Origin of the sequence: Nocardioides daejeonensis (assembly GCF_003194585.1) — a bacterium.
Taxonomy (GTDB): domain Bacteria; phylum Actinomycetota; class Actinomycetes; order Propionibacteriales; family Nocardioidaceae; genus Nocardioides; species Nocardioides daejeonensis.
In genome coordinates this window covers 374626-387914 of record NZ_QHKZ01000003.1, presented here as the reverse complement: position 1 = coordinate 387914, position 13289 = coordinate 374626, and the positions used below count along the sequence as shown (strand labels likewise).

The following is a 13289-nucleotide window of genomic DNA, read 5'->3' as shown; positions in this document are numbered from 1 at the left end:
CGTCGATCACAAACCTCGGGGTCCGGCTCGGTCGTCGAGCACTGAGGACTGTGAGCCGCGAACAAAAGAAGGCCGATTGCTTGGTCTTTCGAGCCAGTATTCGGCCGGCTGGGGAGTGGTTACGTGACTCTGCTGGCATCTCGTCGTTGACCGGCTCATCATGCAGATATGAATCGACTGTGTGTCCCCGCTTCGGGGAGCACCGGCTCCACCGCATCCGGGGAGCCCGTCCTCAGGGAGGCATTCATGACCGTGACCCAGGCCGTGCCCGGCCAACGGAGTCATGCGGAGCTGGTCCGCGACCATGTGGCGCAGGTTGCCGGAGCGCTGACCGGTCGGCTCAACCAGGTGACGTCGCAGATGAGCGATCTCCTGGCGAGCAAGATCGAGGAGCTGGACCTGGAGCCGTTGCTCCTCGACATGCTGCACGCCAGCGTGGAGGGCAACGTCGTCACCATCCTCCGCGCCCTGGAGTACCAGATCCCTCCCGACCGGCTGGAGCCGCCGAGCGCGGCGGTGGAGTACGCGCGGCGGCTGGCCCAGCGCGGGATCTCCATGAACGCCCTCGTCCGTGCCTATCGGCTCGGCCAGCAGGACCTGATGCGGGAGGCGTTCGCGGCCTCCGAGGCGGTCGGCTCGGCTGAGGCGGTCCGCGCGGACGCCTTCGAGGAGGTGGTGCAGACCTGCTTCGACTACATCGACTGGATCAGCCAGCGCGTCATCGTCGTCTACGAGGCCGAGCGCGAGTCCTGGCTCGCCAACCAGAGCAATGCGCGCGACGCGAAGGTGCGCGAGATCCTGGCCGGCGCGGAGGTCGAGGTGACCGCGGCCGAGGACGTGCTCGGGTTCCGCTTGCGCGGTCATCACGTGGCCGTCGTCGCGTGGACCAGCGAGGCCGGCCTGCGCGACGACCAGTTCAGCCGCTCGACGAAGGCGATGCGCGAGCTGGCAGCGCGGATCGGCGGTGGGCGCCCCCTGGTCGTCGGCTGCGACCGGGCCACCGTCTGGGGATGGATCCCCTTGCCGAGGGAGTGGCGCTTCGATCGCGAGCTGACCCGCTGGCGAGACGCCGATCGCCCGGGGCCGGTCATGGCGCTGGGCAGCCGTGGAGCGGGGGTCGAGGGGTTCCGCCGGAGCCACAACGAGGCGCTCCAGGTGCACCGGGTGGCCTCGCTCGGTGGGCAGCCGGAGCGGATGGTGCTCTCTCACGACGAGCCGGGAATGGCGGCGACCGCGCTGCTCTCCCACAACCTGACCGCGTCGCGCGACTGGGTGCGCAGCGTGCTGGGTGAGCTGGTCCGCGACGACGACGTGTCGGCGCGCCACCGGTTGACCTTGCTGGAGTTCCTGCGACACGACATGAACTACACCGCCACGGCCGAGGCCATGATGATGCACAAGAACTCGATCAAGTACCGGCTCACCGCGGCCGAGGCCGCGTTGCCGGTGCCGCTGCTCGACAACCGCCTCGACATCGAGCTGGCCCTCACCGCATGTGCCTGGCTCGGCCCGGCGATGATCGGCTGAGGCGATGGGTGTGAGCCGAGCCGACCGATCCGATCGGAAGCCCAGCAGTCCGACGGCAGGTGCCGCGGGTCGGGTCGACGTACCCAACGCGGTACGCGGCGCATCGACCGGCTTCAGCATCCTCGTCATCGGGGGGCTGCTTGCGCCTTTCGCGGCCATGGTCTCGGCCCCGGCCGGCGCGATCTGGTTGGCCGGGGTGGCGGTGACCGCGTTCGCTGTCGCCGCCCGACGCAGCGCCCTGGCCGGCAACCCCTTCGTGCACGGTGCGGTGGCGGCGCTGATCTCCTACCTGCTGGTGCTGCCGCTCATCCTGCCCTTCGAGGCCGGCCGGAACGTGACGCAGATTCTGCTGACGGCAGCCACGGCGCTGGTCGTCGGACCCCTGAGCGCCTGGTACGCCGCCCGGCGCGCCTGAGCACGTGGCGGGGAGGAACGTCCTTCCCCGCCACGTACGGACACCCGGAGCGTCAGGCCCGGCCGGACGACACCGGGTTCGGTCCTCGACCCGGCGGAACCTCTCAGCCGCGCAGCGCGGAGGCGAACACGCCCGGCAGCTTGCGCCACCGCGGTGCGGCCGAGAAGCGCACCAGCCGCTCGCCGGTGGTGGCGGCGGTCCGGTTGTGCACGAACCAGGGCGGCAACGGCGTCAGCGCCGCGCTCCCCGTGGCCCAGGAGCGCGGGAAGGGACGGAAGGGACCGCGGACGATCGTCCGTTCAGGCTGTGCCAGGAGCAGGCCGTTGTGCACCACCCCGTGTCCGGACTGGATGTCGTCGGCCGTGTGCCCGGGGAAGGCGCCCCAGGTCGCGTACGGCGAGAGGTAGCCCACCGCGGTCCAGGCATTGATCGCGATGGTCCCGTAGCGCAGGTCGGCGAGGAGCTGGTCGAGCCGGTCGCCGCCGAGCGCACGCAGATCTCGTGGATGAGCCAGGAGATTGGCACCGAGCGTGCCGCGGAGCTGGTCGTTCGCGAAGTCGATCGCGGTGCGCAGGTACTCCGCACCCTCGCCGGGCAGCTCGGTGACGCCGAGGACGGGCCCGAAGAACTCGTTCGAGAACGCGGGGTCGGCGCTCCCCGCCTCCAGGCACGGCAGCAGCGTCCGCTCCGGAGTGCCGCCCACCTCCTCGTGCGGCGTCGCACTGCTCCGCGCAGCCGCGATCCGGGAGGGAGTCCCCGGGTACCAGGCCGGTCGAGCGGGAGCCGTCGCCAACGCGCGGCGTACGGCGTCAAGGAAGTCGGCCTTCTGGGGCCAGTCCGCGCTGACCACCAGGACCTGCCCGGCGACGCAGTTCGAGCCGGAGTTGTGCAGCCGCATAGTGGCCACGTGCTTCGCCTGGAACTCCAGGTCTCGCCGCGACCATCGGCCGGGCACCACGATCACCGGCGAGACACCACCGAGCTCGCTCGTGATGGGCTTCCGGAGCTTCGGCGTACCGGCGGCTCGGTTGGCGTCGCCCTCGGAGCCCGCGCCCCAGACGATGGCATCGTGGGTCGCCTCGGAGCCGGTCATGTGCACGGCGTCGATGGCGTCGTGCGCGATGACGGCGGCGCCGAGCTCCACGTCGCTGGAGAAGACCTGGACCGCCCCGATCCTGATGAACGGCTCGAAGATCGCTTCGAAGACCGGGAGCAGCGCATCGGTGACGGGGTTGAGCTTGAGGGCCACCGACCGGTTGTCGGCGTAGAGCACATAGAGCGCGTCGAGCGGTGCGATCGAGAAGATGTTGCCCGCGCCGAGGACGACACAGGAGCCGCGCACCGCACGGGGATCACGCAGCCCGAGTCCCGCCGTGCGCCGCACCTCCTCCGCACTCACGCCCGGCCGGCACCAGACCTCGGCGGAGAACCCCGAGAGGAGCAGCCGGTCCCACACGCTGTGCGGCAGGATGTCGATCGCCACCCGATCGCCCGGTGCGCGGCGGGTGGCGAAGCCGTCGACAGGGGAGTCGCCCTGCTCGAGCTTCGCCAGGCTCTGGATGAGGTGACCGGTGTAGTAGAGCGTCGCCCACGGACCGGAGATCCACTCCTCGCCCACGGCGGCGGAGTCCGGCGCGAGCCCCTTGATCTCGGCGGCGATGCGCACCCACTCGGCAGCATGCCTGTCGATCAGGCCGGCCAGCTGCTCCAGGAGTCGGCGGCGTCCCTGCAGGTCGATGCCTGCCCATGCCTCGGCGCCAGCACGGGCGGTCTCCGCGATCTGGTCTGCTCGCTGGCTGGTTGCCTCGACGGTCATCTCAGGCTCCGCTCGTGATCAGGTCGGCGGCCTTCTCGCCGATCAGCATGGTCGGTGCATGGGTGTTGCCGTGGGTGACGCGGGGCATCGCCGAGGTGTCGGCGACCCGCAGGCCGGTGACACCGTGCACACGCAGGGCGGGGTCCAGCACCCCCTCGCTCTCCCGTCCCATCCGCGCTGTGCAGCTGGGGTGATAGGTGTGCTCGACGCCTTGCCGCACGGCCTCCTCGAGCTCGGTGCGGCTGGTGCCGAACGTCGGGCCGGGGTGGATCTCGTGGTTGGCGAACCCGTGGAGGGCCTTCGTGGCCATCACCTCCCGCGCCCGTTCGATCCCCTCGACCATCGAGGTCATGTCGTCGGGATGGGAGAAGTAGTTGTTGCAGATCCGCACCTTGGCCTCCGGGTCCGCCGAGGCGAGCCGGACCGTGCCCTCCGACTTCGCGCCCACCATCGAGAGTCCGATCGCGATCGCCTGCCCGTCGTACTCGGCGGCACCGTGTTCCCAGAAGTACGCCGGCGCCCCGATCATCTGCATGGACGGCGCCTCGTCGGCCACGCTGGTGTGGAAGAACGCGCCGGCCTCACCGATGTTGGAGGTGAGCATTCCCTTGCGCTGCAGGAAGAACTTGAGCAGCTGCGCCGGCTTTTCGGCGAACGCGAGGTTGTCGGGATGGCTGCTGTCCCAGTTCACCAGGTACATCGGGTGATCCATCAGGTGCGCGCCCACATGCGGGTTGTCGACGACGGTCGCGATCCCGTGCTCAGCGAGGTGGTCGGCAGGGCCGATGCCGGAGAGCATCAGCAGCTGCGGTGTGTTGTAGGCCCCGGCGCAGAGGATGACCTCCCGGCGGGCGCGCAGCGTCTGCAGCTCCTTGCCGACCCGGGCGGAGACGCCGACAGCACGACCCGACTCGATCAGCACCCTGTGCACGAGGGCACGTGAGGTGATGGTGAGGTTGGGGCGCTTGCGGTGCGGGGCGAGGTAGCCGTCCCACACGGTCCAGCGCTGGCCGCGGCGGGTGAAGCGCTGATAGAGGGAGGCGCCCTCCTGCTGCGCGCCGTTGAAGTCGTCGGTCCGGCCGATCCCGGCCTCCACCATCGCCTCGACGAGCCGGCGCGAGCCTTCGCGCGGATCCGGTGCGTCCTCGACGTACTGCGGGCCGTGTGCTCCGTGGAACTCGCTCGCGCCGCGGCTGTTCGTCTCCATCCGCCGGAAGAGCGGTAGCACCTCGTCGTAGGACCAGCCGGTGGCGCCTGCCTTGGCCCAGCCGTCGTAGTCGGCACGGTTGCCGCGGATGTAGATCATGGCGTTCATGCCGCTGGTGCCGCCGAGCATCTTGCCGCGCGGTTGGTAGATGCGCCGGCCGCCGAGCTGCGGCTCCGGCTCGGACTCGTAGTCCCAGTCCAGGGCGGTATGGAACTGCTTGGCGAAGGCGGCGGGGATCTGGACGTTCAGATTCGGCCGGCTGCGGCCACCGGCCTCCAGCACGAGCACGGAGACCCCGGGGTCCTCGGTCAGGCGGCTGGCGAGCACTGCGCCTCCCGAGCCGCTGCCCACCACGATGTAGTCGTACTCGCGCATCATCTGTCCTCTCGTCGTGCAGCTGCACCGTGCTTCGCACGGTGCAGCCAGCGTGGTGGGAGACGCCCGTCGCGCGCTTGTGAGGCAGGCCACATCGACCTCGTCGTTTTGTGACACACTCCAAGCCGCGACGTCCGTGCGCCACTTCTACTGCTCGCAGGCGTTGGAGACACCAAAGGAGGTCGAGATGGCGAGCAGGCGCGACGATGCTCCGACAGTCAAGGTGTGGCTGCAGGGGTTCGTGGAGGCGGCCCTGCATCCCGACGAGGTCGACCAGTTCGTGCGGAGCGTGGACGACGAGATCCTGGGTGCGATCCCCGAGATCGCCGGCGACCCGACGCTGGTCGAGGAGCTGCACGCGTCCACGCGCGCCCACTGGCGCAACTTCCTGGTGGTGGGCCTCTCCGAGGAGTACCGGCTGGCCCTCCCGCCCGCCGCTGTGGCCCTGAGCCTGTCGATCGCCCGTAGGCACCTGGACATCGGCGTTCTGCTCAAGGTCTACCGCGTCGCCAACAAGAGCACGTTCCGCTACCTCACCGAACACACCCAACCCGAGATGCTGCCGCCGGGCCTGCCGCGCGACGAGGCGCTGCTGACGCTCTGGCAGCGGGCCGAGCTGTGGATCGACGACTCCGTCGAGTCGTTGATCATCCACTTCACCGAGGAGCGATCGGCGCTCACCGAAGGCACCCAGGCCCGCCGCGGGGAGCTGATCGGCTCGCTGATCGCCGGTGCCCGCCCCAGCGCGCTCGCGGAGCGGATCCTGGGTCACAGGTTCGGGCTCTGGCAGACCGCCTTCGTGCTCTCCGCCACCTCGCCGTCCCAGCAGGAGATCGAGGCGCCGTTCTACGATCTCGCGGTCCGGGTCTGCACCCTGCTCGGACTGCCACAGCCGCTGACCACGCTGGCAGCGAGTCGGGAGATCTGGGGCTGGGTGGCCACGCCGGAGCCGCCCGTGCTCGCGCTGGAGCCGGCCGCCGAGCTGATGACGTCGCTGGAGCTTCACCTGGCCTTCGGGCGTCCCTGTCAGGGAGCGGAGGCATTCCGCCTCAGTCATCTGCAGGCGATCGCCGCCCAGCGGGTGGGCGTGCACGCGCCGGCTGCATGCCATGCGTACGGCGAGGTCGAACTCGTCAGCCTCGTCGGCGACAGCGAGCTCACCCGGGAGATGATCCGCCGTGAGCTGGGTCCCCTGCTCGGTCCGGTCCGGGGTTACGACGTGCTCCGGCGAACCGCCCTCGTCTATCTCCAGGCGGGTCAGAGCTTCGACCTGGCTGCCGAGCGACTGTTCGTCCACCCCAACACGGTCCGCTACCGGATCGGCAGGATCGAGGAGCAGCTCGGCTGCCGCATCGCCCAGCGGGCCGCGGTGCTGGAGACCGCGCTGAGCTGGCTCGACGTCTACGGCAGCGACGCGCTCGGCCGCCCCTGAGGCCGGTCGCAGCCGGGCTGCTCGGCGCTCACAAAGCCCCTGAGGGTTTTTGTAACCGGTGACTATGACGTTCATCACGCATCGCTGAAAAGGTGGTTCGCGACTCCCACCCGAGCTAGGCGGTGACCCTTTCCATGGCGAATGCGACGCGTGCTGCGGCGCCGAGATCGCGCAAGACGGCTCCCAAGCCAGGCACCCTCGCTGCCGGTGTCGCCGAGCTGGGTGACATGACCAAGCTCGGCGGCACCGTCACCTGGATGGCGGTCCGCGGACCGTGGGACTACTGGCGCGATGCGGTCGACCAGATGTTCCTGATCCTCAAGCAGTGCTGGATCCCGATGGCCATCTCCTGCACGTTCTTCGGCCTCGGCGCCCCCGGCCTGCAGGGCGGCAACATCTACTCCATGTTCGGCATGCCCGAGCGCCTCGGCTCGTTCTTCATCATGGCGAGCATCCGCGAGTTCGCCCCTTGGGTGAACGCGATGGTCGTCGCCGGCGTGGTCGGATCGGCGATCACCGCAGACCTCGGGGCACGCCGGATCAGAGACGAGATCGACGCGATGGAGGTGCTGGGTCTCGACCCGGTGCGGGTCCTCGCACTGCCGCGGATCGTCGCGGTCACGATCATCACCGGCCTGCTGGACATCGTGGCGCTCTGCTTCGGGCTGCTCGGAGGCTTCATCGCCGCCGTACCGCTGCTGGGGGCCAACCCGTGGGCGTTCTACGAGAGCCTCTTCGCCAACCTCACCACGCCCGACATCTGGGGCAGCGTCGTCAAGACCACGCTCTTCGGCCTGATCATCGGCGTCGTCTGCTGCTACAAGGGCATGTACGCCAAGGGCGGCGCGATCGGCGTTGGCCGTGCGGTCAACCAGGCCGTGGTCATCGCGTTCGCGCTGATCTGGATCGTCAACGTGGTCTTCACCAACATCCTGCTCGGGCTCAACCCCGAGATCCAGGTCTTCAAGTGAGAGGGCTGTATCGATGACGATCGCCCCCGAGGGCCGCAAACGCCCCGAAGCGCCCACCCCTGCCGACAGCGAGTTCTCGCTGGCGAGCATGGGCAACTCCGTCCGTGGCGCACTCACCACGGGCGGCGAGATCCTTCGCTTCTCCGGCGAGGTGATCCGCAGCCTTCCCGAGGTCCGGATCCACTGGACCGAGATCGTCCGACAGGCGGGCATCCTGGTGCTCTCCAGCGGCCTGATCATCTGGGCGATGCAGTTCGTGATGGGCACGATGTGCGGCACCGAAGCCATCTACACCCTCAAACAGGTGGGCGCCCCGATCTACTCCGGGATCTTCAACGCCTGGTGCGCCGTACGCGAGCTGGTGCCCTACATGTGGGGCTACATCCTGGCCGCCAAGGTGGGCTGCGGCCTGGTCGCGGAGATCGGGTCGATGCGGATCGCCGAGGAGGTCGACGCCCTCGAGGTCATGGGCGTCGACTCCCGCAGCTACCTCGTCGGCACCCGGGTGGTCGCAGCCTGGCTTGCGATGCCGTTCCTCTACGCGGTCAGCCTGGGCATGATGTCGCTGGGCGAGATCCTGGTGACCGTCTACTACATCGGCGGCGTCTCCCCAGGCGGCCACATGTCGATCTTCTGGCTCTACCAGAACCCGTTCGACTACCTCTACTCGATGATCAAGGGCATGACGATGGGCACCTGCATCGTCTTCGTGGCCTGCTACTACGGCTACACCGTGCGTGGTGGCTCGGTCGAAGTCGGGAAGAACACTGCGAAGTCCATGGTGCTCAACATGGTGCTCATCCATCTCATCGGAGCGCTCGGCACCCAGCTCTTCTGGGGTCTGTCACCCAACGCGCCCATCGGCAACTAGCCGCCGGCCGTCCCGCCGTCTCTGCAAGAGGAAGAAACTGATGACTCTCGATCTCGCTCGTCCCGGTGACACGATCGCGCGCGGCCTCGCCCCGGTGAGGCAGCACTCGATGGAGGTGCGCAACGTCCACAAGAGCTTCGGTCCCTACGACATCTTGACCGGGATGAACCTCAACTTCGTCGACAACGCGATCACCACCATCCTGGGGCCCTCCGGCACCGGCAAGAGCGTGCTGATCAAGCACCTGGTGGGACTCCTGGAGCCGGACCAGGGCGAGGTCGTGATCTTCGGCCAGGACATCTGGAAGATCAGCAAGCAGGAGCGCTATGACCTGCGCAAGCGCTTCGGGGTGCTCTTCCAGGACGGCGCGCTCTTCGGCTCGATGAACATCTTCGACAACGTCTGCTTCCCGTTGCGCAAGCACACCGACATGCGCGAGAAGGAGATCCGCGACCTCGTCATGGACAGGCTCCAGGAGGTGGGCCTCGAGGGGGCGGCGGCCAAGCTCCCCAGCGAGGTCTCCGGTGGCATGCGCAAGCGCGCCGGATTCGCACGCGCCCTGATCCTCGACCCCGACATCGTCATGTTCGACGAGCCCGACTCCGGCCTCGACCCGGTGCGCACCAGCCTGCTCAACGACGTCATCCTCGACATGCACGAGCGACACAAGGGCACCTACATGGTCGTCACCCACGACATGGCGACCGCGCGCAAGGTGAGCGACTACATCGGGGTGGTCTGGAAGGGCAAGTGCATCCACTACAGCGAAGCACAGGCCGCCTTCGACTCCGACAGCCCCTTCGTGCGCCAGTTCCTGGCCGGCTCGTCGGCCGGCCCCCTGGGGATGGACTGATGGCTCGGGGCATCGTCGCCGGGATCGCGGGCCTGGCACTGGTCGGCGGCCTCGCCGTCTGGGCCGTGGACGGCGACGACTACACCGTGCGGGCCGTCCTGCCGAACGCCAACAACCTCTTCGTCGGCAGCTCGGTGATGCAGGACGGCTACAAGGCCGGCTCGGTCAAGAGCATCGAGGTCGAGGACGGCAAGGCGCTGGTGGAGCTGTCGGTCGACGACGACTTCGGACCACTCCACGACGGCGCCACCGTCGAGGTGGTCTGGAAGGCTGCCCTGGGCGAGCGCCTGGTGCGGATCGTCGACGGCGATGAGGGAAGCCCCGAGCTTCCGGACGGCGCCCTGCTGAGCGGCGTCCAGCGGGAGCCGATCGAGCTCGATGCGGTGCTCTCCTCGCTCGACGCCCCCACCCGCAAGCACCTCGCCTCGCTGGTCAGCCAGCTCGAGGGGACACTGGCCGGCCGGGAGCAGGACGCGAACGCGAGCCTGGAGGCGGCCGGGCCCGCCCTTCGCGAGCTGGGCGCGGTGCTCCGTGAGGTCGGCACCGACGGACAGGCGATCGAGCAGATCGGCCGGCAGTTCAACGAGACTCTTGAGATCCTCGCCTCGCGCAGCGACAAGATCGACGGCATCGTGCGCAGCCTCGCCGCCACCACCGACACCGTTGCCCGGCAGGAGGACGAGCTCGGCACCACGCTCGAGCGACTGCCGCCGGTGCTGCGTTCCGCAACCCGGACCCTCGGCCGGGTCCCGGAGACCGTGGACGTCTCGCTTCCGATGCTCGAGGAGCTGGCCCCGGCGACCGCCAACCTGCGCCCGGTGGCGGCCAACCTGCGGCCGCTACTCCGTGATCTGCGGCCGACGGTCGCCGACCTCGTCCCGACGCTTGAGAGCCTCTCGGAGCTGCTGGGTCTCACGCCCGATCTGCTCGACGTCGGCACCGCGACGGTGCCCGACGCCGACAACGCACTGCAGCAGCTGACCCCGGCCCTGGACTTCCTCCGGCCCTACACGCCTGAGCTGGTGGGCTGGGCGTCGCAGTGGGGAGCGGCCGGTGGTAACTACGACCGCAACGGGAAGTACGTGCGGTTCCACATCATGGCGGGCGCCGAAAGTGTCGTGCCCGCACTCGGGCCCGGTCCCGGCGTGACCCAGAACCTCACGCCCGCGCCCGGCTCCCCGGTCGGACAGCCATGGACCGATGCCTACGGAAGCGAGATGCGATGAAGGCCCTGGCAGACGTCGGCAAGGCGGGCCTGGCGGCCGTGGTCCTGGCCGGCTCGGTGACGCTGCTGGCCCACCAGCTCGACGGCGACGACGACGCGATGTTCAAGGCCCGCTTCGTCTCGGCCGCCCCGCTCGTCGAGGGCAGCCAGGTGAAGATCGACGGCGTGGTCGTGGGGACGGTCGGCGACTTCACGGTCCGCGACGGCCTGGCCGAGGTCAGCCTCGACCTCGACGACGTCGCGCTGCCGCTTCACGAGGACGCCCGGCTCACCATCCGGCCGGTCAGCCTGCTCGGCGAGCGGTACGTCGACCTCGACCGGGGGAGTGCCGATGCTCCCGTCCTGGACCGCGGCGGCGTCATCCCCGAGAGCCAGACCGCGACGTCGGTAGGGCTCGACGAGGTGCTGAACACGGTGGACGACCCAACCGGGGCTGGCCTTCAGGCGTTGGTGACCACGCTCGGCGAGGGCATGCAGGGCAACGGCGCCAACGTCGCCGAGGTGATCAAGGCACTCTCGCCGAGCATGCGCGAGACCCGCGCGCTCGCCCAGGTCCTCGACGAGCACAACGAGCTGCTCGGCAGGCTCGTCGACAACTTCGAGCCGGTGGCCGGTGCGCTGGCGGCCCGCGACGGCAAGGCGATGGACCGCCTGGTGGGGGCCTCCGACGAGGTGCTGGCCGTCGTGCAGCGACGGCAGGAGCGCCTCGATGCCACGCTCGAGAAGCTGCCCTCGACCCTGTCGGTGCTGCGCAGCACACTGGCCAACCTGCGGACCGCGGCCGACAACACCGCACCCACGCTGGCCGAGCTCCGACCACTGACCGACAAGCTCCCCGAGTTCTCAGCGGAGCTGCGCGAGTTCAGCGAGGTGCTCGACCCGGCGCTGGCCTCCTCCGAGCCGGTGCTGAAGCGGGCCGATGAGCTGCTGCGCTCGGCCGCGCCGGTGGCGGCGGACCTGCGCCGCTCCGGGCCCGACCTGGCCAAGACGCTCGATGGCGCGGAGGAAGTGGTGGACCGGCTCACCAAGAACCGGGACGACCTCTTCAAGTGGGTGCGCTACTGGGCGCTCACCACCAACGGTCGCGATGGCCTGTCGCACTACTTCCGGGTGAGCGCGACGGTCAACCCGCAGATGCTCACCGGGTTGCTGCCGGCCACGCCCACCCGCGACAAGACGAAGCCGACGCAGTCCCAGCAGGAGCAGCCGAAGGAGTCGCGCAAGGACCCGCTGGGCCTACAGGACACCCTCGACGGGCTGCTCGGCGATCTGCTGGGCCCGCTGACCGGCAAGGACAAGCGCAACCCGACCGGCTTGACCCAGACGCAGGAGTCCGGGCTGTTGGGTCTGCTCCTGGGAGGACGATGAGATGGGCGACAACACACTGGGCCGGTGGCTCCGCGGACCGCTGGGGATCGGCACGCTGGTGGTCGGCCTCTTCGCCGGTGCCGTCGTCTTCGGCCTCAACGCCACCAACGGCATGCCGTTGGCGGAACGGCGCGAGGTCAAGGTGGAGTTCGCCGATCTCAGCGGCCTCAACCGGGGTGACGACGTACGCATCGCCGGGAGTCGGGTCGGGTACGTCGACCGGATGGCCCTGGAGGACGGGCGTGCGATCGCGGTGCTCAAGCTCGACGATCCCGACACCGAGGTCTATGCCAACAGCACCGCGCGGGTCTCCGACCGCTCGGGCCTGGGGCAGAAGTACGTGAACCTCGATCCGGGCGACGACACCGCCCCGCAGCTCGCGGAGTCCGAGGTCATCCCAGCGGAGCGGACGATGCGCTCGGAGGACATCAACGTGCTCCTCGACGTCTTCGACGAGAAGACCCGTGACCAGGCGTCCAAGGCCCTGCGCAACCTGGGCGGCGGCATGATCGGCCACGGTGAGGACGCACATGCGTTCCTCCGCAAGGCACCGGAGATCGTCCGTTCGACGGGCAAGGTGGCGGGCGCGCTCGCCGCCGATCGGGGGGAGCCGCTCGAGGCGATGCTGGAGTCCGCCGACCAGCTCAGCGCCCGGTTCGCCGGTCGCCAGGACGAGCTGGCTGCGCTCATCGACGAGTTCGGCACCACGATCGACTCGCTCGCCGTCGATGACGGTGCGGCGGTGGACGCCTCGCTGGACCAAGCGCCCGACACGCTCGACGCGGCTCGCGGTGCGTTGCAGAGTCTCGACCGCCCGCTCGCCGATCTCGCTGTCGCGACCCGGCAGCTCCGTCCGGGAGCGAGCGCTCTCGGCGCGGCGACCCCCGATCTGCGTGCCTTCCTGCGCGACGGGGTCGGTCCCGTCGGCAAGGTGCCGTCGGTGAACAAGGCCGCCGAGCCGGGGGTGAAGGCGATCGACGACCTGGTGATCGACGCGCGTCCGCTGGCTCGCCAGCTGGTCTCCACCGGGCGGTCGGGCGCGCCGCTGGGAGGCGTCCTCGGGGCCTATGCGGGGGACATCTCGCACTACTACTCGGCGGCCGTCGGCTCCCTGGCCCAGGGAGACAGCGCCGGCAACTGGCTCCGGATCATGCTGCTGCCGAGCGCGGAGGTCGTCGGCCTCCCCGTCGCCGTCAACCGCGACCCCTACCCGGCTCCGAGGAACTGAG

11 protein-coding genes are annotated in these 13289 nt (G+C 69.5%); 9 read left to right on the top strand and 2 right to left on the bottom strand.

Annotation, left to right across the window (positions count from 1 at the left end):
• The first annotated feature begins 246 nt into the window (after positions 1–246).
• Together DNK54_RS09955 and DNK54_RS09950 are read left to right on the top strand one after the other, a co-directional pair.
• On the top strand, positions 247–1527 hold the full coding sequence (locus tag DNK54_RS09955; protein ID WP_110206799.1) for a PucR family transcriptional regulator: 1281 nt from the start codon (positions 247–249) through the stop codon (positions 1525–1527).
• 10 nt (positions 1528–1537) lie between these two features.
• On the top strand, positions 1538–1942 hold the full coding sequence (locus DNK54_RS09950) for a hypothetical protein (RefSeq protein WP_204164501.1): 405 nt from the start codon (positions 1538–1540) through the stop codon (positions 1940–1942).
• A gap of 103 nt (positions 1943–2045) precedes the next feature.
• Here DNK54_RS09950 and DNK54_RS09945 read toward each other — a convergent pair whose 3' ends face one another.
• Both DNK54_RS09945 and DNK54_RS09940 read right to left on the bottom strand, forming a co-directional pair.
• A complete protein-coding gene (locus DNK54_RS09945; RefSeq protein ID WP_110206797.1) occupies positions 2046–3758 on the bottom strand; it encodes an aldehyde dehydrogenase family protein in 1713 nt (570 codons plus the stop codon).
• A gap of 1 nt (position 3759) precedes the next feature.
• Positions 3760–5343, bottom strand: a complete 1584-nt coding sequence (locus tag DNK54_RS09940; RefSeq protein WP_110206796.1) for a GMC family oxidoreductase — start codon at positions 5341–5343, stop codon at positions 3760–3762.
• A gap of 184 nt (positions 5344–5527) precedes the next feature.
• Here DNK54_RS09940 and DNK54_RS09935 point away from each other — a divergent pair, with 184 nt between their 5' ends.
• From DNK54_RS09935 to DNK54_RS09905, 7 genes are all read left to right on the top strand, one after another.
• Complete coding sequence (locus tag DNK54_RS09935) at positions 5528–6772, top strand: PucR family transcriptional regulator (protein ID WP_110206795.1); 1245 nt, start codon at positions 5528–5530, stop codon at positions 6770–6772.
• A 134-nt stretch (positions 6773–6906) separates the two neighbouring features.
• A complete protein-coding gene (locus tag DNK54_RS09930; protein WP_204164500.1) occupies positions 6907–7743 on the top strand; it encodes an MlaE family ABC transporter permease in 837 nt (278 codons plus the stop codon).
• A 13-nt stretch (positions 7744–7756) separates the two neighbouring features.
• Complete coding sequence (locus DNK54_RS09925; RefSeq protein WP_204164499.1) at positions 7757–8614, top strand: ABC transporter permease; 858 nt, start codon at positions 7757–7759, stop codon at positions 8612–8614.
• 40 nt (positions 8615–8654) lie between these two features.
• The gene (locus DNK54_RS09920; protein WP_110206794.1) at positions 8655–9467 is read left to right on the top strand and encodes an ABC transporter ATP-binding protein; all 813 of its coding nucleotides are present in this window, start codon (positions 8655–8657) and stop codon (positions 9465–9467) included.
• Positions 9467–10693, top strand: a complete 1227-nt coding sequence (locus tag DNK54_RS09915) for an MlaD family protein (protein ID WP_110206793.1) — start codon at positions 9467–9469, stop codon at positions 10691–10693. The genes DNK54_RS09920 and DNK54_RS09915 overlap by 1 nt, the downstream gene beginning before the upstream one ends.
• Positions 10690–12060, top strand: coding sequence for an MlaD family protein (locus DNK54_RS09910; protein WP_110206792.1), 1371 nt, complete (start codon positions 10690–10692; stop codon positions 12058–12060). The genes DNK54_RS09915 and DNK54_RS09910 overlap by 4 nt, the downstream gene beginning before the upstream one ends.
• A 1-nt stretch (position 12061) precedes the next feature.
• On the top strand, positions 12062–13288 hold the full coding sequence (locus tag DNK54_RS09905) for an MlaD family protein (RefSeq protein ID WP_110206791.1): 1227 nt from the start codon (positions 12062–12064) through the stop codon (positions 13286–13288).
• Position 13289: the final 1 nt, after the last annotated feature.